We start from the raw sequence: 23,881 nt of genomic DNA on the forward strand, positions 1-23,881 counted from the left end.
TGGCATAGCGGGTGTATCTTTCAGATTGCACTTGTTCTCGGCGCGCTGCACAGGTCTGCATCCGCCCATCGTGCGTGATGAAGGCGGGATCCGCACCCGCAGGCCACCATTCGGAATTTCGTGCGCTTCTGGGTGCGCCGGGCGCGACCCTCGACTTGCGGTGTGGAGTGCGTAGCGGTTGTCGATCAAGGAAGGCTTCTTCTGTCCTGGGGGTCCGTGTGATGTTAATTGGATTACTAAAAGCCGCAAAATTCCTGATTTGGCGTATTATCAGGAGTGAATGGACGTGTTCTATTTCGTAATAAATAACATTATTACGTGTTATGTTTTGTTTTTGTGATTATAAAAATGATGATATAAAAACCGAACCTGGGTACCCGTATCTACTCCGGATAAACCGCTTCCCTGAAGGAAAAGGTAGTGTTCCAGACATGGTTTTTATACTAAAATCCCGAATTCATATCGATTAATAAACAGGCCAATCACGATGTCATGCATTTTATGGTTCTGTTGCGTTAATTTTTTTCGAGCACGATTGGGTAACCCTTGCAGGTTATTAGGCAGCCAGTGAATAAAATTGTCCTGCGGCGGAGAGATTCGTCCCTTCGGCCATGATCATTTGGCCCTTCTTGATCATGTGCAGGAGTTCGATGCCCCGCAGGGTGGTCCGAGCAGAATGAAAGCCTTTGAACCCCAGCATGGGGCGGACGATCCGTTTAACGGCGCGATGATCTTGTTCCACTAAATTATTTAAGTACTTGTTTTGGCGAATCTCAATGGCGGCGCCCGTCTCCTCCTGGAGTGCATCCAGGGCAGCGGTGTTAGCGCCACTCTTATCGATCGTGACTTTGTCCGGAAGACCGTGCTGCCGTATCGCCTTTTTGAGAAAGCGCAGGGCGGCTTTCTTATCGCGATGCGCCGTGAACAGGAAGTCGATCGTCTGGCCGTCTCGATCAACCGCGCGGTAGAGGTACTTCCACTGGCCTTTGACCTTAATGTAGGTCTCATCCATCCGCCAACTTGTGCCCACCGGGCGCTTTTGTCCTTTGCGGAAAGCCGCTTCCAACTGCGGCGTAAACTTCTGGACCCAGCGGTAGACGCTGGAATGATCCACGTCGACACCCCGCTCCGCCAGCATCTCTTCCAGGTTCCGATAGCTCAACGGATAGGCGAGGTACCAACGGACACTCGTTAGGATGATGTCTCGTTCAAAGCGGTGGCCTCTAAAATCGATCATGCGGGTTCTCAAGTCAGGACAGGGGCCGTGTAGCTTACCGAAATCCGACCCTATCAGCTAACGCAACAGAACCGCGGTATTAACATGAATCTCATGGAAGCCATCGCCATCGTCGTCGCGGGCGTATTCACCCCGGCTGTGACACACCGTATGATGATCAAAGCCCCAATCCTTCAATGGGTTATAGATTGCATATTCATCGGTATACACCCGGGTTCCCGGGGCGATGAAAGTCTGAAGGAGCGGTTGGATGGTCGCTTGCTGGACATTATCCAGCATCCGGACGACCACCGCGCCGCCGCGCTCAATCATGCCGAGAATCGGCGGCTTTTCCTGCTCCAGGGTGCCTCGACCCCGTGCCCCCTTCAGCCGGCGACGCCGCCCGCGGCGGCCTTTTTTTTCACCGCGTCCGGATGCCCTTTATGCCCGGCCACCATATAGACCTCGTCGCATTCCACTTCCCCCGCCAAGGTGGGTTCGGGTTGGCGGGCGACGATACCTTGGCGCAGTTGCTCGGTCATCCGCTGCACGTCTCCGGATTCAACGCCAACTCTTGGGCAATCTGGGCATTAGACAAGTTCAAGCCCATAAAATATAAACATAATATCCAAATTCGTAACGGCGGGTGGTGGCCGGCCAACACCGTCCCGGTTAGATCGTCAAAAGAGCGATGGCACCCGGCACACCGATATTTCTGTCGCGCCGGTTGGGTCGTGTCGTGACCCTGCTTCGTCACGTTCGCCGCCCCACAATGGGGGCAGCGAACCCCATCGGGCCAGCGCAGTTGGCGGACCGTTTCGTAACACCGGACATCATCCAGTAGATTCTGAAGGTTGATCATCGGCGGGAGACCTGGAGCGCGGCAGTTTAAAACCCCTTCAGTGTAGTTCCTGTCCCTTGGCAGGGCGAGCCATCTTCAACAGCCTGGAATCCATATTGAGCCTAAAGTTAATAGTATTATATTTATACAAAGATACAAGACTATGAAAAAAAAGAAATAACTCACTTTATGTTGCATATTTCGGAATAGGTCTATTGATAATCTCGAAAAATCCGGTGAAAGAGTTAAGCCGGAGCGGGCACCCAGAAGGCGTTGAATAAATACCCCTGCTCCTGGAAAGACTGACAATTGTTCACAATGAACATTGTGAATTAACAACTTTAGTTGATTTCAGCATATCTTTTTGAATTCGTTAATTAAGAGACAAAAATGCCACTTGGTTTTTAACAAAAAAAATTGTAATTAACTCTTTTCTCAGGTACCCACTTAAAAAATAATGCCTTAAATTCAATTTCTTGATTAAAAATTTTTTATTGGCTCGAAGCTTGCTAAAGATGGCGTGAGAAGCTTTGGCGCACACCTGTGCATTTTTGTGAACCGGTGACCCATGCGATCAGATCTCTCGTTTGAAAAGCCGAACATCGGCTTAACACTATTAAGCATGACTTAAAGAGAGGAAGTAGCTGTGTCTATATTCAATCAATGGCTAAAAAACTTAAAAAATAACCGGTTGGCGACGGTACGGTCATCTTTGCTGCTTATTGCCAGTTTAACAGCGGCGAGTACCGTTCCAGCCTTGGCAGAGGAAACTGGAGTGACCGGTGCCGCCATACAACTTGGTGGGGTGATGGATTTGAAGGGCGACTCCAAAGGACTCGGCTTAGGCATGAAAGTGGGTATCGAAGCCGCGCTCAAGAGAGAGAAAGTCCAAGGCCGTGCGATTGAATTTACTGCACTCAACGATTTTTATACTTCCACAGAGACGATCAAGGCTACCAACCAGCTCATTGATCAGGGAATATTCCTCATGTTGGGCAGCGTGGGCACTCCTACGGCGAAAGTTGCGCTTCCCCTTCTAGCCGAGCACAAAGTGCCTGCCGTTGGATTTTTCACCGGCGCCGATCTCTTGCGGCCCGGAGTTGGCGATATTGTTAACTTTCGTGCCAGCTACATTCAGGAAATCGCCTACGCGATTCAGACGGCCCTTTCCGCAGGCGTGAAGCCCCAAGAGATTTGCGCCTTTGTCCAAAACGATGCCTATGGTATGGCCGGCGTGTTGGGCATTAAGGCAGCGCTCGCGAAACAACCCGACATGGCCGGAGTCATCAGCAAACTCGATCACATTCTTGCCATGAAAGGGGAGGAGCCCGCTCGTAATGGGATTGGGCCGGTGGGTGTTTACTTGCGTAATGCGACCAGTGTGAGAGAGGGTTATCTGTCACTAAAACAGTGGGAACAGACGGCGGGTACAAATTGTAAATTTGTAGTGACGGTAGGTACTTATGCTTCGATTGCTTCTTTTATCGGTTATTCGCGTTATAAAGGTGACAATTGGATTTTTAGCGCAGTCTCTTTTACCGGTGCCGACAACTTATTATCAGCCGTGAAGGATTACAAAGTAACCGATAAGATCATTCTGACGAACGTCGTGCCTGGCTTGGATTCATCCCTGCCCATTGTGGAAGAAGCCCGTAAAGCTCTTGGGGATCAATTGAGTTATGTATCATTGGAAGGATTCATCGTTGGCAAGATGTTTTTAGCCATCGCGCGCGATATCAACGGCGATATCACCCGCGAGAATTTCCTTAAAGCGGCGCGCGGCCGGACCTTCGATTTAGACGGTTTGAAGCTGGATTTCACTAACAATAACCAGGGCTCCGATTTCGTGCAACTCGCCTATCTCGACGGTGGAGAATTCAAGAGCACCACGCCCCAACAACTGGCTAAGATATTTCAACAGTAAGGCTGCAATGGAGCCTCGATCGCCGGCCAGCCAAGCCATAAGGGGTTGGACTCGCGAACTGCAAGGGTTGGGGGCAGAAAGCGCCTAAGTGCATGCCGCTCGGGCGCAACGCAACCCCATCTTGAAATTCTGGCGCCGACCTCGTTTCAGGAAGAGCAGGATTCACCAAGGACTCCGAATTATTAGTGGGGTTCGTCAAAATTGCCTGCAAGCAGGCTCCTACCTGTCAATTTTCGCCATGTCCATTAAGTCTTTATCGCGCTGCTGGACCCGCCTTTCGTAACTGGCCCGGTTTTTGGCGCAGATCAGGCTGTAAGGGCGGCTCACTTTTTGAGTCATGTAGTCCAAATCACAATGGTTACTCCGGATCGAATTTTCCACATGACTGCGCGTGGCTTCCACGGCCTTGAGCGCCCAGGATTCCCGCTGGGGATCGGCCAGGAACAGACTGAGTTCCCGGCAATGGGCGCATTGACAGGCGACTTGGCTGGGTCGCGCCCAGTCGCTGGGCGGGGCCAGCGGTTCAGCAATGCGCGCCTTGAGATGGTTGAGGCAGGCTGTGCGCAGGCGTTGAATGGCGGCGCTGTCCCGACTTTCCGGACGCTCAACCAAGGTCAACAGCGCAGGAATCAGAATCGCGTCCAGTCCATAAGTTTCGGGCCAGGCCAGAAGATAATCAACAGCACGGTTGGCCAGTTCGGCATCGATCATCGCCAGCGCAATCATGACATCAGCGACCGACCGGGATTCCACTTTAGACCGGTAGTAGCTCCAGGTCTTTTCCGTTTCAGGGATGCGAACCGGATCGCCCGGCAGGGCTTCAAACAGCAGAGTGGCGGCAGGGAGCAGGTCAGCCTGGCCGCCGGTTTTCTGTAAAACTTCGGCGTAACGCACCAGCAAGTCGCCGCAGGCGCCCAGCGCCTGACGGGTGTTTCCGGCAATGATATGTTCAATAAGTTCAGCCGCGCGCGGTGCAGGGAGCAGATCAACGGCGCGTATCAGCGCCTCGTTATCGCCTTTGCTGTAAACGCCTTCAGCGCTGATATCAGTTAGGAAGGCTTCGATGCGGGGAATGTCGCGCAACTCGGTCAACAGATCGAGTATTTGGGCCGATTCGGCGACTGAGTTGGAACGCCAACCCATTGATCTGGGCCAGGTATTCAGCATGAGTCCGGACAGCTCATGCGCCTGGCTCCAGAGTGGAGAGGCCGGATCCTGGCCGCCTTGCTTCCAGTCATCCACCATTTCTCTCAGGCAGGGCAGGGTCATGGACAAACCGGCTTGATTGAGTACGGCCAGGCGTCGCTGGCGCGGCCAGAGTACAAAAGCCGCGCGGTGATAAGTGCGTTCAAAAGATGCGCCTTCGTTACCGGTGGCTTCCTGAAAATGAACTTCGTCCGGTTCGAGGTTGTCGAGAGATCCAGGCGGGCACAGCTCTTCTTCGCCAAAAGGAAATCGCCCAAAGTCACTGGGTTGGTTATCCGGTCGTTGCCAATGCGAAAGAAAGGCGCTCCGGTCGTAGATCTCACCGATTTCAAAATCGTCCTCGTCCTCGTCGTCTCTCGACCAGCGGCGGCGTCCATAATAACCGGTTTCAATGGCTTCGCCACTTTCCTCAATGGTTATCAGCGTCAGGTGCAGGTCGCAATCGGCCTGCGCGGCCCCGGCGATGAGCAGGTCGGCCACGGCGCCATCAGCCCCTTTCAGTGCGTCGAAGAAGAGTTCCGCCGGCGTATAGGCATGTTCCAGAGGGTAGATCAGCTTGTCCGGGGAGTCATCGTCGGGGGCATCGGGGGCGGCGTTCCATTGCTGCAACAGATTTGCGACCAGCGCCTGTTCGGTCTCATAGTCCGGCGGTTTCGGCAGGGGACCCTTGCCTTGGCGCAACAGGTTATAGACCAACGTCAGTCGGCAACCGGAGGTGATGGGGCGGATTTCGTGAACGCAGTCGGCGTAGAAGGCGGCGAACGTGATCTCGGCAGGGTCGTCGCTGCGCAGATCGCATTCCCGTTCCTGGTCGCGATGGCGAATCAGCAACTCACCGCCGGTATAAGTCGAGGGCAGAACAATGATGAGCGTAGCGAACATACCGGGAGCTTTTTCGGTGTCGCGATGACTGACGAAGAAGCTGTCCTGGTCGTACACCAGCATTTTATAGAGTTCAGCGACGACCGGTGCAGTTACGCCAAGGCTGGCGGCAGCGCGTGACACAATATCTTCCAGGGTTTTTGACCAGTACTTGCCCTTGAGGTGAATTTTTTCCGCGTCAATCTGCCAGGTGCGGCGCACGCGGGTGTCGATCAGGGTTTCCGCGCCGCGACCATAGGGGGCCTGTTCGGCAACTGCGATGAGTTGCTGAGCTTGCACCGGGAGAAGCGGCAAGGCAATCGGTCCGATGCCTTCGACCTCCAATTGAGGCACATACATATCAACAACGCCGTTGATGCAGAAATCGCCGGGACGATCAACTGCGCTGAGCGCCTTGGCTAGTTCGATCGCAATGAATGACATTGGCGCTGTCCTTTGAGATGGTATGAAAAATACCGCATTCAGCCGATTCGCGGGTAAGATATTTAATTAATGAATAACTGACATTGCTTAGACAACGCGCGCTATCGACGCACTATCAACAGGCCAACAAGCCGCCGGTGAAGAGATGCGGCAAATCCAAAATGGGGATGGCGTTTTCGCCTTGGCGGAAACAGGACAGGGCTAGCTCGCGCCAGCCGCTTGGGTGTTTCGGCAAAGGACATGCCTGAGTATCGGCGACACGCAGGCGTCGCGGAACGCCCATAAGCAACAGGGCGCCGTAGTCCGGCGCGGCGCCCGGCGCTGTTTGATAAGCGACGACGCCCGCCAGCTTCCAGTTATGATCGGTTTGGGGTCGCCCCCAAAGCCAGGCGGATAGATCCAGAGCCGGCAGCAGAAGATGGTTCCACAGCACCACCTGCCGGCAATAATACGGACTCAATGGCGTTTCCAGCAGGGTGGGTGTCTCGATCAGATGGATCAGTTCGCGTTCGCCGACTGCGGCGCGCAGTTGATCGTCCAAGGCCAACATCCAAGCCGCGCTCTGTTCAGGGTTCTCAGTGGCCACCGCCGCTCTCCGTGAGTGCGGCCAGCAACGCCGCCAGATGCTCAGTCGTGGTTACGCAGCCCAGTTCGCCATCTATCAGTGCCAGCGCCTGAATAGGCGAATCCGGTAGCTTCATGCAGGCAGGCAATTCCAGCAGACGCGGCGCTTCGGCCAGCGTCTCGACCTGATCGCAAACCAGGCCGAAGCGGTCGGCGCGATTATCCAGCAGAGTGCAGGTTCGCCGACTGTCCGGTATTTGCCGTAGCCGTTGCAACTCGCCAGACAGACAGTATACAGGCCACCATTCGCCGCCCAGTCCGATAGCGCCGATACTGTGTGGCGCTCGCACGTCCGGGTCGATATCCAGCAACGACTCCAGAGAATGAATCTCGGTTTGCGGCAATAGCCACTGGTAGCCATCCAAAGTGAGCCTGGCAAACAGCCGCATTGCGCGCAGTTCGACCAGCATGGTTGGAGCAGGCCGGTTCATGCGCGCAGCAATCGGTGAATTTGCTCAAGCAAATCGTCTTCCATGAACGGCTTGGTCAAATACATGTCAACGCCTGCCGCTTCGGCTTCATGCCGGTGTTTAGCGGTGGAGCGCGAGGTAATCATGATGACCGGTAGAGCGCTTGTTGCTTGGTTAGCCCGCAGATGCGCAGTCAACTCCAGGCCGTTCATGCGCGGCATCTCCAAATCGGCTAATACCAGATCCGGACGCTTGCTATTGATGATTTCAATCGCTTCCAGGCCGTCGCGTGCGGTGCGCACCTCAAAGCCAGCGTCGCGCACGAATTGCGCCAACGAGCGGCGGGCGCTCAACGAATCGTCGACCGCCAGCACAATCCGGCGTTGGGGCACGGATGCAGTGGCCAACGCCGGTTGAACCGCCGCTGGCCACTGCTGGCCGATCGTTCGCGTGCGCAGTAGTTCAGGCAAATCCAGCACCGGAGCCACGCTGCCGTCGCCAAGAATCGTGGCGCCGATGATGCCAGGGAGCTGAGGAATGTACTGGCCCATGTTCTTGACCACCAAGTCGCGGCTGTCCAGGACTTCCTGCACCAACACGGCGCGGAGACTGCCGGTTTCTTCCCTCACTAGCAGCACTGGCGGCGCATTGCGGCTGTGTTGACGCGGGTCTTCGGGTAGGTTGAGTAAGGTCTCCAGGGACGTGAATTCGTGAACGTCGTTACCCAGCCGGTAGGTGGTCGCATTGCCCAGAGTTTGGACCTGACCTGCTCCCGAGTACAGAATCTGCTCAACGCCACGATCGGAAAGGGCGTAGATGTGTTCGCGCACGCGCAGCAGCAAAGCGTGCGTGGAGATCAGCGTGACGGGCAATCGCAATTCCATGAGGCAGCCCTTGCCAGCTTCGGTTTGTAAACGCAGCGACCCTTTCATCTCCAGTAGCCGGCTATAGACCATATCCATGCCGATGCCGCGCCCTGAGGTTTGAGTAGCCGTATCGCGGGTCGAGAAGCCTGGCAGCAGAATCAGCCGGGCCAGCTCATCCGGCTCTAGCGGCTTATCAGAAGCGATCAAGCCGCGCTCTTCCGCGGTTCGGCGAATCGCTGGCAGATCCAGACCAGCGCCGTCGTCCCGGCAATGGATGACGATATTGTCGCCTTCACGCATGAAACGCAGTTCGATGCGCCCGTTTTGCGGTTTGCCCAGACGTTGGCGCTGAGGGGGCGATTCGATGCCGTGGTCTACCGCATTGCGCAGGATATGCATCAGCGGGTCCACCATATCGTTCAGTACATTGCTGTCCATCGGCGTGTCAGCGCCGCGCACCACCAGTTCTGCTTCCTTGTCCACCAATCGGCAGGTTTGCCGCACGGTGCGTTGCAGGCGGGGGACGATGGTTTGAATCGGCACCATCCGCGTGCGCAGCACCGCTTCCTGGCTGTCCCGGTGCAGGCGCGCTTGATCCACTAGCAGCGAGTCCAGCAACACCAAGTTGTCTTCGACAGCCCGGTTCATTTCGCGGGCGTCGGCGGCGGCCTCGACCAGGCGGTGGGTAACGGTGTTAATCTCGTTGTACTGCTCCAGCTCCAAAGGGTCGAAACCACTGCGCTGTATTGATTTGGACAGCGGTGAGGACACATTGCGGATATCGGCCAGTTGCTCCAGTTCGGCGGTCAGGTTTTGCAACAACCGGTTCTGCATCGCCACCGTCCGGGTTTGGGTAATGGTTTTGCGGATCCGCTCTTGAAGCTGGCCGGTCAGGATGATGCTTTCGCCCACCAGGCGCAGCAGGTTGTCCACTAAATAGGCGGAAACCCGTAAGACCGTTTCAGGAGTTGCAGCAGCGGACGGGGGCGCAGCCGCTGCTTCAGGCGGCGAGGGCGCAGCGGTTTCCAACGGAGCGGCGGCGGTTTCCAGCAGCGGCGCAGCGGTGACGGACTCGGGCGTCACCGCTGGCGGCGGCGGGATTTCGTCGCCGACCGGCACCCCGAAGCGGTCAATGCGGTTGGCCCAGTCCAACACGGCTTGCAGCACGACCAGCGCCTGCGGTGGCGGTTCACTCATGCCTAACAGCGCTTCGCTCATGGTTTCCAGACAGTCGGCGGCGTTGAGCAGCATGTCGGCCAGGGGCCGGTTGGGCAGCACGCCCTGCTTGGCCAGCGCTTGCAGGATATCTTCCATGTGATGGGTCAGCGTGGCGATGCCGCGCACGCCAACGGTATTGCCCGCGCCTTTCAAAGTATGGGCGATGCGCCGCGCTACTTCCACGTCGGTCGGTTGGCCGTCGCCAGCCGCCAGGCGTTGGATCGCGGCGGAAAAGTCAGCCGCCTGGTGCGGCAGTTCTTGCAACAGACCATCCAACAAATCCTGATTGACATCGGCAGGCAGATCCAGCGATATATCATCGGGTTGGGCCTGTTGGGGCCGGACTTCCGCCTCCGCTTCCTCCGTCGTCAGCTCTGGCGCGAACAGCAAGTCGGTCAGCGCTGCCGCGTCGGCGGCTGTCAATGGCTGCGGCCAGCGGGCGTCTTGCAAGCATTGCGTGAGCGCTTCACACTTCGAGCGATCGTTCAGCGCTTGCAGGTAACCCAGGGTCAGCGCCGGCCAGGTTTCGACGACATCGCGTTGTTCTGGGCGCAATGGATCATCTTGAGTCGCCAGTTCGAGCAAGTTGGCGTATAGGTGAATACAGGCTTGTTGCAGACCGGTTAAATTGATGGAAGCCGAGGCTTCTCCCAGCCGCTCCAGGTATTCGGCATAGCCGGATAGAGCCTCGCTGCGGGTTTCGCCGGTGCTGTCAGCGGCTGTAGCTATCGTGAGCATTTCATCGCTGACTTCGGCCATCTGCACAATTTCCGCGCACAGAATTTCCAGAAGTTCTTGCTGAGCGGCGTTGGGCGTGAAGGGCGTGATCGCGTTGTCAGGTTCTTGGCTTTCCGCGTCCGCTGCTGAGTCCGAGCGGCTTGTGGCAGTCGTTGGTTCCATGCCACTGGCGGTTACAATTGGGCGTTCCGACGCCTGCTCTTCTATAGCAGCGGCTGGCTCGATGCCATAAACGGTTACGCTTGAAGACGCCGATTCCTGCCCAATGATCTCTGACGCAGCTTCAAACGGCTCCAGGGGGAGCAATACAGAGGCTTCTTCTCTCGCCTGTTCCGTTGTGACATCGAGCGCTGTTTCTTCAACCTTTTCGACGAGAGTATCCAGATCGGCTGCAACCGGTGGCGGCATAGCCGTCGGCTTTTCAGCAACGAAGTTAACAGCAGCATCCAGCGCCGTTGTTTCCTCAACAGCGTCAATCGGGAGGTCCAGTGCGGCGGTTTCCGTTGCCGCCGGTTCTTCAGCAACAGCGTCAGCTGGGAGGTCCAGGGTGGCGGTTTCCGTTGCCGCCGGTTCTTCGGTAACGAGGTTGACGGCAGCATCCAGCGCCGCAGTTTCCTCAATAGTGTCAGCCGAGAGGTCCGGGGCGGCTTCTGCTGTAGAAGGGGCGAGGACCGGTGGGGCGCTGTCGATGTCCCTCCTTTCCTTATTTTCGTCAGGAAAAGTTGGCAGGGGAGGAGGAAGAGTTGGCGTCAATAAATCGCGCAACACATCCGCTTCCGCCACTGCCAGCGGCATGCTCCAAACCGGACTTTGCAAGTGATCGAGCAAAGCTTCGCTGGCCTGCGGATCGTCGGGAGCCATAAGATAACCGATCACCAGCGTCGGCCACTCCTCCAATCGTTCGCGTTCGGCGTCGCTGAGGTTTCGAGCATTGGCGTCCAGCACTGTCAGATTTTCCTGAAAGAGTAAACAGGTATCCTGCAAGCCCAGCAAACCGGCTTCACTGGCCGCTACACTGATACGCTCTACCTGTCCGATATAACGGCGAATGACTGCGCGGACTTGCTCCTGATCAGCGCTGTCGTTTTCCGCAGGCAGGCTTTCCAGAATACCGAGCGCTTCAGCAACCTCGGCTTCCAACGCTGCAATGCTTTCTTCCGATACCTGCATCAGTGTTAAACCCCTCTCGCAAGCAGCAGCAATCTGGCGGCGGCTCTATTAGCGGCGACGGACACGAACCCACCGTCAGGTCGGTAACCGGAACACACGAACGGAGCTCAACAGATTTTTAGCGTATTCGACGAGATTCGTGGTCTGCACGGTCTGCTCCAGCAGCTGTTGGCTGGTTTGTTGCGTGCTGGCTTGAATCTGCTCAGCGCGGCCAAGCAGTTCATTGCTGACCCGCGCCTGCTCTTGCGAGCGCGAGGCGATTTGCTGCACGGAGGCCACCAACTCGGTTGTGGTTTGCTGAGTGTGCTGCATTTGTTCGCCGGCTTGTTCGGCCAGTCGGCTGCCATCGACCACTTGGCTGATCGCCGCGTTCATAGCGTTCACCGTGTCTGCCGTCTCGATCTGGATATTGCTGACCAAGGTGGCGATTTGCGACGTCGCCTCGCGGGCGTTTTCGGCCAATCTTTGCACTTCGTCGGCTACCACAGCAAAGCCGCGACCAGCCTCACCGGCTGATGCTGCGTGCATACTGGCGTTCAGCGCGAGAATGTGGGTGCGCTCAGCAATCGTGTTAATCAGGTTCACCACGCCGCTGATTTCTTGGGAACGCTCGCCTAACCGCTTAATGCGTTTTTCGGTTTCACGAATGGTGTCGCGGGTGCTATTGATGCCGCTGACGGTATTGGTCACTGTCTGCAGCGCCGATTGAGTGGTCTTGATCGTGGTTTCAGCAGTGCTGTTACACTCCTGCGCCAGTTGAGCAATCTGCTTCATGGTTTCAGCCGCGGCGGCCAAATCAGCAGCGGTTTGCTCCACCGCTTGGCGCTCGTTTTCGGCCACGGCGATAACCGTATCGGACTGGGTCTTAACTTTTTCGGATGCCGTCGCCACTTGTTCGGAGATGTGGGTTACGCCCTGCAGTACGATAGCAGTTTCGTTGGTAAGCAGATTTAGGGCGTCCGCCACCGGTCCGGTCACGTCCTCGGTCACCGGTACTTTAACGGTCAGGTCTCTCTGACTGAGTTGGGACACGGCTTGCAACAGATTGATAATCGAGTCATTGAGCTGTTCGTTTTCGTGTTCTGCCTGCACCAGGGCGTTGACTCGCTCGTTTAACACCTGGTCGAAGGCCTGACCCAGTTCCGACAATTCGTCAGAGCCGGTCAAGCCAGTTCGCGCAGCATAGTTGCCTGCGCCCACCTGCTGCACGGTCGCAGTTATCTGGTTAATGGGGTTGACGATGGCGTGATAAGTGGCGCTACCCAGACTGAAGGAAATAGCGATGCCGAGCAAACCGATCACTGCGATCAATACTGCAAAGGTATTGCTGGTATTTTGCGCCGTTTCCAGGTTCTGTTCGGAGAGCGCCTTATTTTCGGCAATGTTGGTTTGCAGGGCTTTGAAGAAGGGATTGAGTAGCGCATCGAGGTCGTTGCTGACGAAGAGGTTCAAACGAGCTCGATCCCGACCGGCAAACAAGTCTTCCAGTTCGGTAAAGGCATCGTTGATGCTGGCGAGGCCTGCTTGGTAGGCGCTTTGCAGGCGCTCTTGTTGGCTCGCGCTCAAAGTGCTGAGAAGCTCTTGCCAGCTTTTCTCGAACTGCGCTTTTGCTGCGGGTAAGAGGGTGGTTCCCTGCTCCCAGTTGCTGGTGCCGCGAGCCACGCTGTTCACCAGTGACAGCACGTCATTACGCAGGATTTCACCTAATCGCACCAGATCGGCTTGGGTAGTCAGGGATTGATTGAAATTTGATACATTGTTGTTCAATCGATTCATACCAACATAAGCGGTTAGTCCGATTCCCACCAGGATGACAAGCTGTACGATAATTGTAAAAGTCAAGCGAGCATTGATTTTTTGGCCGCCCATGATTATTTTTCCTCATAAAATGAGTTAGCAAGCTCCATGAATTGAAACACTCGTTTGCATTTCATGGATGGATATAAAGGTTTATCGGCTCAACAGCTTTTTAACATCGCTCGGCTCGATCACTCTAAAAGCGTCGTCTTGCAACAAGGTCAGCAGCACAAAATCGGAACCTTGATTGTCATTGGTGAAATCCACTCGAATACCGCCAATGTCGTAGGGCTGGCGGCGCGCCGCCTTAAGGAAGTTTTCCCGAGTCAGTGGGCCGTCGATTGCTTGCAGGATGGTGACAAACAATTTGCCGACGATGTAGCTTTCCAATGACGTGTAATCCAGATTGTCGCCTAACGCCTGATGCGCTTCTTTAACTACAGGCAAGGGCGCATCGAGCGCTGGCACGATCTGGGTAGCGATCACCTTGTTGCGAATTTTGTATCCCCGCAGAAGAACCGCTAACGGCTTGCCTGCCGCTGGCGAGGGTGAGCTGAAGATCCAGTTTTCATCTTTAAGATCGGCGGCATATCCAATGAAGGTAGCCGCTGGGTTGTAAACCGCCGTCGTGGCTACCAGCCGGCAGCGGTTACCGGCGCCGGTTTCCCATTTTTTCAACGAAAGATAGCCAGGCCGCGCGCTGACCGTATCGCGCGTATAAACCCCGACCGGACCGATATTATTGCGCTCAGGGTTATCCCCCGGCATGTTCAGGACTTGATCAATCTTGGCGACAATCTCTTCGGTACCTGGTTGCTTCGCCAAGGCGTTGCGAACCCCCTGAACACCGGCCATGCCATAGGCGTCGTTCTGGGCGTAGGCGCATACTTCGGTCGGTTTGACGCCCGCCGCCAAAGCCGCTTCCACTACGCGCTCTACTTCGGTGGCGTAACTGGCCCGGAAATTCAGCACATCGCCAGGTCCGGTGAAGGCGGCGCCGGTGTAAAAGCCGAATGCCGGCACTTTATGCTCAGCCAGCAACGGTAGCACCGCCTTGGTGGTGGGTGAGCCGAAGCTGTTGACCATCGCAAACACGCCTTGCTCAATCAATTGTTGGGCAGCTTTGATCGTTTCGGGAGGATTGTAAAAATCGTTGACGGCGACGAATTCGATACGGTGTTTCTGCACGCTTTGGCCAGCCAACGCCGCTTCCATACCGCGTTTCATTGCCTGACCGTACACTTCGAAATCGCCCTCCAGAGGGAGGGTAGCGCCGATGCGGAGAGTGTCGTTGGTAACGCCAGGCGCTGCGGCCCAACTCCAGGGCGCGATTGCACATAGACCCAGTAGTAGTCCGAGTACGACGCTGCTTCGCCATTTTCGCCAGCTTACCGCTCTGCTCATGCCGACGATAGAACGATTTCTTATACACATGCTGCGATACCTCTTTTTAGGTTCCTTCTATCCTGGTTTGTTGCCGGCAGCAACCACTCCAGTTTAACGTTGCCGGCATCAGGTGATTCCAGCGGCTTGCCCGCCTAATGCCCTAAAGAAGCTTTGATGATCAAACTCCAGCCAGATTTGCTCGTCCTGCGCATAGCCTCTGGCGACATGAGGCCGCAGCGCCGTGGGTAGTGGCGGCAGCCGGGAAAGCGCTTGACGGGTGATCGCTGGCCGGGGCAGGCCATCAACAAACAGGCCCACTGCGCGCTCGCCTCGATCCAGGACCAGCAGCCAGCGCTTTTCTCGCGCGCCTTCTTCCAGTTGCAAAAGCTGTTTCACATCGAATACCGGCGCCAGGTTGCCACGCAGGTTGATCAGCCCCGAAAACCAGGGAGGCGCGTTGGGCAGCGGATAAACCACCCAGCGCTCCAGCACTTCGCTGGTGGTGTCTTGATCGATCAGCAAGCCAATATCGCCGATTCGGAAACCGTAGCGCGCGCGCCGGCTTTCGACTCGGTCGAGACCGCCGACAATGCCGGGAGGCGGTTTGAAGCGATTGAGCGCCGCGCTGGGCTCCAGCCAGCGCCGGGGCATTTGGCCAGCTTTGTCATTGTTCATCAGGGGTTCCAGCCGACTAAAGCCACTTAGGAGAATGCTTTCAACTGATCGGTGATGGCGTCTGCAACGTAAGGCTTGGTGATGTAGCCCTTGCCGCCTTGCATCTGCGCCCACAAACGGTCAGCTTTCTGATTTTTGCTGGTTACGAAGATCACTGGAATGCTCTTGGTTTCGGATTCGTTGCCGAGCGAACGACAAGCGGCGTATCCGTCCATGTCAGGCATGATGATGTCCATAAAAATCAGATCAGGTTTTTCCGCCTTAGCTTTTTCAATGGCTTCTTTACCATTAGTGGCGGTGACTATGGCGCAGCCTGCCTCGCTGAGGATGCTTTTGATGTTCGCCAGATCAGTTGGGGAATCATCAACAACCAAGACTTTTCGTACCGGCATGGAAACCTCCTTTAATTTGATTTAATCAATTAAAACACACGCTTTCATATTTGACACAGACTGTTTCAGCGATTATCCAAAAAACGGGATGTCTGGGATTTTAAGGGGATTTCAAATACTTCTTGACCACTTTTTGAAAAGCGTTTTGTTTGGCGGGCTTGGTTAGATAAGTGTCGCAACCCGCCAATGCGCCCTTAACGCGATCGAAAGGCGATGACTTGCTGGTCAGCATGATGATCGGCGTCTTCTTCCTGGCTTTGTTTCGTTTAATCGTCTTGCAGATCTGGTAACCGTCGATTCCGGGCAACACGACATCCAGGAAGATGATGTCATAGTCTTGTTGCGCCAAGAGTTCGAATGCGTCTTCACCGGATTCAGCGGTGTCAGTCCGGATGCCAAGCAGCTTCAATTCCAACTCAACCTGTTTTCTGACCGTGCTGCTGTCATCCACCACGAGCGCCGTGAAAAGCGGAGCGTCGGCAGGCGGTTGTTCATCAGCCGCCGGAGTTTCTGTGCCGATGATGCGTTCCTGAGCGTGAGTGGAGGCAGTGATCAGTTGGCCAGCGACCTGATCCAGCACTGTCAGTACGCGGGTGGCTACGAAAGGCCGGCGAATGGAGTAGGATTGTTCGCTAGGCGCCTGATCTTTGGTGACCATGACGGACACGAGCGGGGCCGACAGATTTCCGTCGGTTGAAGATAGTTTAAAAGACCGCCATTCCGCTATAGCTTCGGGGTTTTCCGCGTCGACCATCAAAATTTGGATCGGCTCGCCAGCAGTAGCGAAAGAATAGGTGTGGGGGCGATAAAGAGAGAGCTTGAAGATATTTCTCAAGACATTTCGCTCGTTTTCGGGAATTCCGATCAAGGCAACGCTAAAGGGTTTCTTCTCGCTCATAAAATCCCCACTCCTCCTCTTTCCATCTTCTATTCGTTATTATTTTAAAGGCATTGTTGGAATTATGGAAAAATTTTAGCTTGGAACACAGGCGCTAAGAGACTCCCGTTTGGTGTGGCTGGGAGCTTGTAATGGCGTCAATAAGCATTGACTATAGTTGCCAGAAGTTTCAATGCAAGATAGAAGAGTAAGAAAAAATTGCGAAGTGACCAAGGGCGAGTAGGAACGCGCATGTCGGGCAAATCCTGTACCCGACCTACCGGCTGCGACATCAATTCCATAAGAATCATCGAAGTGACCGTTCAGTCCTCCCTTTTGGCAAAGGGGGGCTAGGGGAGATTCTGGCCCCAGCGCCCGTGCGGAATCCCCCCCGACCCCCCTTTTTCAAAGGGGGGAGGTGAATGCTTATCCATCGAAGAACCAATAATTCGGACCTTTTTGGCTAATTTATTGCGATCCCTCGAAATCACCGCACGCACCGGTAAAACGCTTCCGATTTCGTCGTGTGGTCGTCACCTTAAATCAGCCGACGCGGAAGGGTGATAAAAATCTCGTTCTATTGCAGCCATTACCGTTCTCCCGCAAGCGGGAGAACGGTTGGAGATGATAACACAATGAGAACTATTATTAATTGACCGTACTCACCCGCGCGTCAAACCGCGTAGTTCGCGCAAGGCCACCGACACCATGGGCATATCGAGACCGCCGCTTTGCCGCAACTCGGCCACGACCTGGGTGTAACGCTCGAACTGGGTGTGATGCGCGGTTTCCCATGCTGAAATCAGCGTTCCCGCACCATAACCCGGTGGACATTCAGCAAATACCCCCGTAGTCAACTCGGCGACGATGCCCGACAGATCATCGCGCAAGGCGTCGCGCGCCAGCATCTGCCAATGGCTTTCAATAGGCAGTTGGCGAATCTGTTGACTGAGCCACAGCAGATCAAGTTGGCTGACCAGTTCAAAATAAATGGACGCCACCTCTTCAACCCGCCGGTCAGCGTGCCGGGCAATCTCGGCGATGTCCAGCGCCGAATAAAGCGGCAGCAAACTGACCACCCGCCGGGCCAGCGGCTCCGGCGCGCCGGCTTGCACATAATCGGTCGCCGCGTCGTCAAAAGCGCCGCGCTCAGCGTCCTGGAACAACCGATCAAGCGTTGCTGACAGACCGGTGATGGCGTCACTAAACAACGTGACGGTTGACGCCAGATCATTGAGATAGTTCGGCCGGCGCAGGAACCAGCGCACACTGCGCGCCGCCAGGCGGATGATTTCGGCGAACAACGCATTCTGAATCGCCGCGGGTACGGACGTGTCCAGCGCTTCAATATCCTGCCACAGCTCCGCAAGGCGATAGGCGTCGCGGGTCACTACATAGGCTTTCAGCACCTGTCCAGCAGTGGCGCCGGTTTCCTCAGCCAAGCGGAAGGCGAACGTGCTGCCTACTCGGTTAATCATTTCATTGATGACGCAGGTGGCGATGATTTCCCGCCGCAGAGGATGCCGCGCAATCACCGCCGGAAAGCGTTCACGAACCAGAGTTGGGAAATAGCTTTCCAATACTGCGCCCACCAGCGGATCTTCCGGGGCGTCGGAAGCCACGACTGCATCGTAAAGATCGAGTTTGCTGTAGGCCAGCAGCACCGACAGCTCCGGCAGGGTCAGCCCTTGTCCCGCCGCGCGCCGCTCAGCCAGTTCTTCATCGTCCGGCAGGAATTCCAGCGCCCGGTTCAGCCGACCGGTCTTTTCCAGATGCCGCATATAGCGCGTCTGCTCGTCCAGCAAGCTCGCGCTGCGAGCCACCATCACACTGAGAATCTGCGTTTGCTGAATATTGTCGTGCAACACCAGGGTCGCTACTTCGTCGGTCATAGCCGCCAGCAATTGATCGCGCTGTTTCCGGGTCAATTCGCCATCGGCCTCTACGACATTCAGCAGAATCTTGATGTTGACCTCGTGATCCGAGCAGTCCACACCCGCCGAATTGTCAATGGCGTCGGTGTAGATGCGCCCGCCGGCTCGGGCGAATTCGATGCGCCCATTCTGAGTCAAGCCCAGATTGCCACCTTCGCCCACCACCCGGCAGCGCAACTCCACGCCGTTGACGCGAATCGCGTCATTGGCGCGATCGCCGGCGTCGGCGTGACTCTCGTCAGTTGCCTTGACATACGTGCCGATGCCGCCGTTGTACAGCAAATCCACTGGGGCTTTCAGAATGGCCCGGATCAGCGCCTCACTGGTCAGGGTGGGGAAGTCAACGCCGATAGCCCGCTGCGCTTCCTTCGATAAAGTGATCGACTTGGCGCTGCGCGGCCACACGCCGCCGCCTTTGGACAGCAGTTTCCCGTCGTAATCCGCCCAGGATGAACGTGGCAGGGCAAACATCCGTTCACGTTCAATGAAACTGATTTCAGGATCCGGGTTCGGGTCGATAAAGATATGGCGGTGATCGAACGCCGCGATCAGCCGGATATGGCGGGAACGCAGCATCCCGTTGCCAAACACGTCGCCGGACATATCGCCAATGCCGGCCACAGTGAAATCCTGGGTCTGGGTATCCAGGCCCAGTTCGCGGAAATGGCGCTTGACCGACTCCCAAGCGCCGCGCGCGGTGATGCCCATTTTCTTGTGGTCGTACCCAGCGGAGCCGCCGGAAGCAAAAGCGTCGTCCAGCCAGAAGCTGTATTCCCGCGCTATGGCGTTCGCGGTATCAGAGAAGGTCGCTGTGCCCTTGTCCGCCGCGACCACCAGATAGGCATCGTCCTCGTCATGGCGCACCACATTGGGCGGAGGCGCGACCTGCCCGGCTACCAGATTGTCGGTAATATCCAGCAACCCGCGCAAATAGGTCTGGTAACAGGCGATGCCTTCCCGCAACAGCGCGTCACGATCGCCGGGCGGCGGCGGACGCTTGACCACGAAACCGCCCTTGGAACCGGTCGGCACGATGACGGCGTTCTTAACGACCTGCGCCTTGACCAGGCCCAGGACTTCGGTGCGGAAATCCTCCATGCGGTCGGACCAGCGCAAGCCGCCGCGCGCCACATGGCCACCGCGCAGATGGACGCCTTCGATGCGCGGCGAAAATACGAAAATCTCGAACATCGGGCGCGGCTCCGGCAGACCAGGCACCTGTTTGGGATCAAACTTAAAGGACAGGTAATGCTTCAAATCCGCACCCTCTTCGCGCCGATAGTAATTCGTGCGCAAGGTCGCGCGAATCAGAGCTAGGAACTGCCGCAGGATGCGATCATCGTCGATATTCTCCACCTGATCCAGCGCTTCCAGAATCGCCTTGACTTTAGTTTCCTCATGGGCGCTTCGGTCGCCGGCATGGTTCGGATCGAAACGGATTTCGAAGAGTTCGATCAGCGCCCGCACGATAGCGGGGTGGGCGGCGACCGTGGCCTGCACGTAGGAACGGCTGAAGGTGAAGCCAATCTGCCGCAGATATTGTCCATAGGCGCGCAGCACTTTGACTTGCCGCCAGTCCAGTCCGGCGACTAACACCAGGCGGTTGAAATTGTCGTTTTCCACCTCACCGCGCCAGATTTTCAGGAACGCTTCGTGAAACAGCGTGCGCAGGCGTTCAATCGGCAATTCACCGCGATCGTGGCGCAGACCGAAGTCGTGAATCCACACCGGCGGCGCATTGCGACGGGCGATGTAATAAGGCTGTTCGTCGATGACCCGTACCCCCATGTGCTCCAGCATGGGCAGGCTGTCGGACAGATTCACTGGCCGTTCCGCATGATAAATGCGGAAACGCAACGCGCCTGGCGGGTCCTCCAGCAGTACATACAGGTTCACTGCAATACCGCCACAGGACTCCAAAGTTTCCATCATATCAATGTCATAGACGGCAGCGCGCCCCCCGACGGTTTCCCGATAGGCTGCTGGAAATCCTTCACCATAGCGTAACATCCGCTGGTTGCCCAATTCCTCGCCACAGTGGTCGACCAGTGCTTCCGCCAGTTTATCCTCCCAAAGTCGGGCGGTTTCCGCCAGGCGCTGCTCCAGTTCACGCACGTCGTATTCCGGCGCGGAACCGGGCGGGGTATGGATGATCATCAGCACCCGCGCCAGCATCGATTCCAGGAGCTGCACGGAAAACTCGGCGGAGGTTCCGGCGAACGCCGCCATCAACACGCTCTGCATCCGTTCGCGCAATTCGGTGTTGTAGCGATCGCGCGGGACGAAGATCAGACAGGAGAAGAAGCGCCCGTAGGGGTCGCGCCGCACGAAGAGCCGGGTTTTCTGGCGCTCGCCCAGTCGCAGGATGCCCATTGCGGTCATGTAAAGCTGTTCCTCGTCGATCTGAAACAGCTCGTCGCGCGGGTATTGCTCCAGTAACACCGCCAGTGCCTTGGCACCGTGACTGTTGGGCAGAAATCCGGTGCGCTCCATCACCCGGCCCACTTTGCGCCTCAGCAATGGAATGTCGGTCGGACTGGCGTTATAGGCGGTAAAAGTGAACAGGCCCAGAAAGCGATGTTCGCCGATCACTTCACCCTGGTGATCAAAGCGCTTGACGCCGATGTAATCCAGATAAGCCTGCCGATGCACGGTGGCGCGAGCGTTGCTTTTTGCCAGAATGAGTAATTTTCGCTCGCGGGCCTGGGCGCGCACCTCGGGCGGCAGGGTGGCGAAGCTGCCGGATACTGCGTCAGTGCCGCCGCGCAGGATGCCCAGCCCGGAATCCGGCGTGACCCGCAGCACATCGGTGTCGCCCTCTTTCCCAAGGTCATATTGCCGGTAGCCGAGCAAGGTGAAATGGTTATTGGCGATCCATTGCAGAAAGTCGCGATCCTCGGCGGTTTGCGCGGCGTCCTGGGGCGGCGGATTGCGGTTAATCTCCGCCAGTACTTCGCCCAGACGCGCCTGCATAGCCGGCCAATCTTCCACCGCAGCGCGCACATCGGCGAGCACCCGCGCTAATCCGGATTGCAGGGCTTCCAGTGCCGCTGCGTCGCTGCGCCGGTCCACTTCCAGGTGAATCAGGGATTCCAGTTTGCCTACCGAATCATGGCGATCGGCGGCGACATCCAGCAATTGGCTGGTTTCATCGCGCACCACGCGCATGACGGGATGAATGATCAAATGCAGGGTCAGGCCCTGGCGATTGATCTCGGGCACGATCGAATCCACCAGAAACGGCATGTCGTCGTTCAAGATTTCAATAATAGTATGCGGCGACTGCCAGCCTTGTTCCGGGACGTTTGGGTTATAAACACGCAGCTTGGGCAGGCCATCGCCCAGTTGCTGGATAAAATGCCAGTGGGAAAGCACTGCGCCGTAGAGATCTTCGACCGAGCGTTGCGCCAAGTCATCAGGATCGACCTGCTGGTAGTAGTTCGCGACAAAGCGCGCCACAACATCGACTTGCTCGCCAGCCATGCGGGTTCGCACCTGATGGATGACGTTTTCAATCAGTTCGAGTTTGCGGTCTTCGATATTCATTATGGTTCTCCCGGGGCATCCGATGATGAAGATCATCCTAATCAGGATAGCAGGCGTTTGTTGACTGTGACCCAAGATCACCTTTTCAGGCGATTGCAAACGTTGGTCACAAAGTACAGACTGCGATGGCCATTGCAACGGAGACCTGGGTAAAGGGTCGCTCTTATGATTGTTAATGGAGGTGAAGGCTGGGATGAGAGTTGAACAGTTACGTTCAGGCGATCTCGTTCCGGCTGAATCCACCCCTGTGAGCGGTCCAGACCGCTGCGACGGTCCACTTTGCCGCAACTGGCGACAGCGGCTGCATTCTGATAATGTTACATAGTTTAAATCAGGCGACAACATTAGTGAGGAGCGATGTATGCGTTGGCGTGATCTTCGGCGCAGCCGGAATGTGGAAGACCGACGTGATGAATCCCCTTCCGCGGAGCGAGGCGGAGGGGGCGGCGTGCGGCTCGGTGGGACGGGGTTGCTGCTAGTGCTGGTGGCCAGCCTGATCTTCGGGGTCAATCCGCTGGAGGTGATGAATCTGCTGGGGAATGCGCCGACCACCTCGGTCCCCCGGCAAACGCCGCCCCGGTCGCCCTCTCCGGATGATCCAATGGCGGACTTTGTCAGCGCCATTCTGGGCGATACCGAAGATGTGTGGAGCCGCTGGTTTCAGACCCAGGGTGGTCAGTATCCGCCGCCAAAGCTCGTTTTGTTTCGTGATGCGGTGCAATCCGCCTGCGGTTTCGCCAATGCGGCGGTGGGTCCGTTCTATTGCCCCGGCGACCGACAGGTTTATCTCGATCTGGCGTTTTTCCAGGAACTGTCCCAACGCTTCGGCGCCCCTGGCGATTTTGCGCGCGCCTACGTCATTGCCCACGAGATCGGCCATCATGTCCAGAACGTGATCGGCCTCTCCGAAAAGATTCAGGCGCAACGACGACAACTGCCCGAAGCGCAAGCCAACGCTCTGTCGGTATTAATGGAATTACAGGCGGATTGTCTGGCCGGGATTTGGGGCCATTTTGCCCAACAACAGGGTGTACTGGAGCCTGGCGACATCGAGGCGGCGCTGCGCGCCGCCGCCGCAATCGGAGATGATCGTCTCCAGCGACAGGCGCGCGGCGTGGTAATCCCTGATTCTTTCACGCACGGCACCTCGCAACAACGCACACAATGGTTCACGCGAGGGCTGGAAACCGGCGATGTCAAGGCCTGTAACACGTTCGTCGCACAGCGCCCTTAAGCGATGTTTGTCCATCCTGCACCTATCTGGATTTCAGAAGCTTCCAAACGGAGGCGAACCGGCAGCAGAGGCCGCCACACCAACCGCTCCAAGCCGATGCAGACCACTGTATCAAAGATTGATGAACCCGTCGTTTATTCGGTTAGTCAGCCACTACTTGATAGACGCCTTCGGTATAGGCCGCTATGGTGTCCCAATTGAATCTTTCCTCTATGGCCCGACGGCTATTGGCCCCAAGCGCCCGACAATGTTAACGCGCTTCCGGATTAGCGTTGCTTGCCCCATTGCCGCCATGTTGCAAAGCAGCAGTTCCCATGATTCACTTCCTGTTTTGGATTTTTTGTAATACTTTCCCTAGGGTTTTTAAGCGTTGTATTGATCTTTTGCTAAACTGAATAATTAATGTTTGGCCGGAAATTCCAGGACCTTGCAGGTTGGGCTTTGTAAGCCCAACCTGCAAGATTTGAAGGCGTCCGGGTATTGAATTAATTTTTTAAAAAATTATGTTAGGGAACTCAGCCT

The 23,881-nt window shown here is 56.3% G+C and carries 13 protein-coding genes and 1 pseudogene; 2 read left to right on the forward strand and 12 right to left on the reverse strand.

The window, feature by feature from the left end; all coding sequences use genetic code 11:
* Positions 1-556 precede the first annotated feature (556 nt).
* Positions 557-1,237, reverse strand: a complete 681-nt coding sequence (locus H6973_17205) for an IS6 family transposase (GenBank protein MCP5127313.1) — start codon at positions 1,235-1,237, stop codon at positions 557-559.
* A gap of 57 nt (positions 1,238-1,294) precedes the next feature.
* A pseudogene (locus tag H6973_17210) lies at positions 1,295-2,078 on the reverse strand (IS1595 family transposase).
* Positions 2,079-2,865: 787 nt separating this feature from the next.
* Here H6973_17210 and H6973_17215 point away from each other — a divergent pair.
* A complete protein-coding gene (locus tag H6973_17215) occupies positions 2,866-3,981 on the forward strand; it encodes an ABC transporter substrate-binding protein (GenBank protein MCP5127314.1) in 1,116 nt (371 codons plus the stop codon).
* A gap of 219 nt (positions 3,982-4,200) precedes the next feature.
* On the opposite strand, the gene H6973_17220 is transcribed toward H6973_17215, so the two are convergent.
* From H6973_17220 to H6973_17265, 10 genes are all read right to left on the reverse strand, one after another.
* Positions 4,201-6,492, reverse strand: a complete 2,292-nt coding sequence (locus H6973_17220; GenBank protein ID MCP5127315.1) for a 2OG-Fe(II) oxygenase — start codon at positions 6,490-6,492, stop codon at positions 4,201-4,203.
* Positions 6,493-6,607: 115 nt separating this feature from the next.
* On the reverse strand, positions 6,608-7,078 hold the full coding sequence (locus H6973_17225) for a hypothetical protein (protein MCP5127316.1): 471 nt from the start codon (positions 7,076-7,078) through the stop codon (positions 6,608-6,610).
* On the reverse strand, positions 7,068-7,547 hold the full coding sequence (locus tag H6973_17230) for a hypothetical protein (protein MCP5127317.1): 480 nt from the start codon (positions 7,545-7,547) through the stop codon (positions 7,068-7,070). The genes H6973_17225 and H6973_17230 overlap by 11 nt, the downstream gene beginning before the upstream one ends.
* A complete protein-coding gene (locus H6973_17235; protein ID MCP5127318.1) occupies positions 7,544-11,518 on the reverse strand; it encodes a response regulator in 3,975 nt (1,324 codons plus the stop codon). The genes H6973_17230 and H6973_17235 overlap by 4 nt, the downstream gene beginning before the upstream one ends.
* Before the next feature lie 75 nt (positions 11,519-11,593).
* Positions 11,594-13,387 (reverse strand): HAMP domain-containing protein, encoded by a 1,794-nt coding sequence (locus tag H6973_17240; protein MCP5127319.1) that lies wholly within the window; start codon positions 13,385-13,387, stop codon positions 11,594-11,596.
* Between the two features lie 81 nt (positions 13,388-13,468).
* Positions 13,469-14,749: an ABC transporter substrate-binding protein gene (locus tag H6973_17245; GenBank protein MCP5127320.1), complete on the reverse strand. Its 1,281-nt coding sequence runs from the start codon at positions 14,747-14,749 to the stop codon at positions 13,469-13,471.
* Between the two features lie 78 nt (positions 14,750-14,827).
* Complete coding sequence (locus H6973_17250; GenBank protein MCP5127321.1) at positions 14,828-15,376, reverse strand: chemotaxis protein CheW; 549 nt, start codon at positions 15,374-15,376, stop codon at positions 14,828-14,830.
* A gap of 26 nt (positions 15,377-15,402) precedes the next feature.
* Positions 15,403-15,768, reverse strand: a complete 366-nt coding sequence (locus H6973_17255; protein ID MCP5127322.1) for a response regulator — start codon at positions 15,766-15,768, stop codon at positions 15,403-15,405.
* 100 nt (positions 15,769-15,868) lie between these two features.
* Positions 15,869-16,426 carry a response regulator gene (locus tag H6973_17260; GenBank protein ID MCP5127323.1) on the reverse strand — a complete coding sequence of 186 codons (558 nt, stop codon included), beginning with the start codon at positions 16,424-16,426 and terminating at the stop codon, positions 15,869-15,871.
* Between the two features lie 881 nt (positions 16,427-17,307).
* Entirely contained in the window at positions 17,308-22,125 is a 4,818-nt protein-coding gene (locus H6973_17265) for an NAD-glutamate dehydrogenase (GenBank protein ID MCP5127324.1), read from the reverse strand.
* 361 nt (positions 22,126-22,486) lie between these two features.
* On the opposite strand from H6973_17265, the gene H6973_17270 reads away from it, so the two are divergent.
* Positions 22,487-23,359, forward strand: coding sequence for a neutral zinc metallopeptidase (locus H6973_17270; protein MCP5127325.1), 873 nt, complete (start codon positions 22,487-22,489; stop codon positions 23,357-23,359).
* Positions 23,360-23,881: the final 522 nt, after the last annotated feature.

Source organism: Gammaproteobacteria bacterium (assembly GCA_024235095.1).
Classification (GTDB): domain Bacteria; phylum Pseudomonadota; class Gammaproteobacteria; order Competibacterales; family Competibacteraceae; genus UBA2383.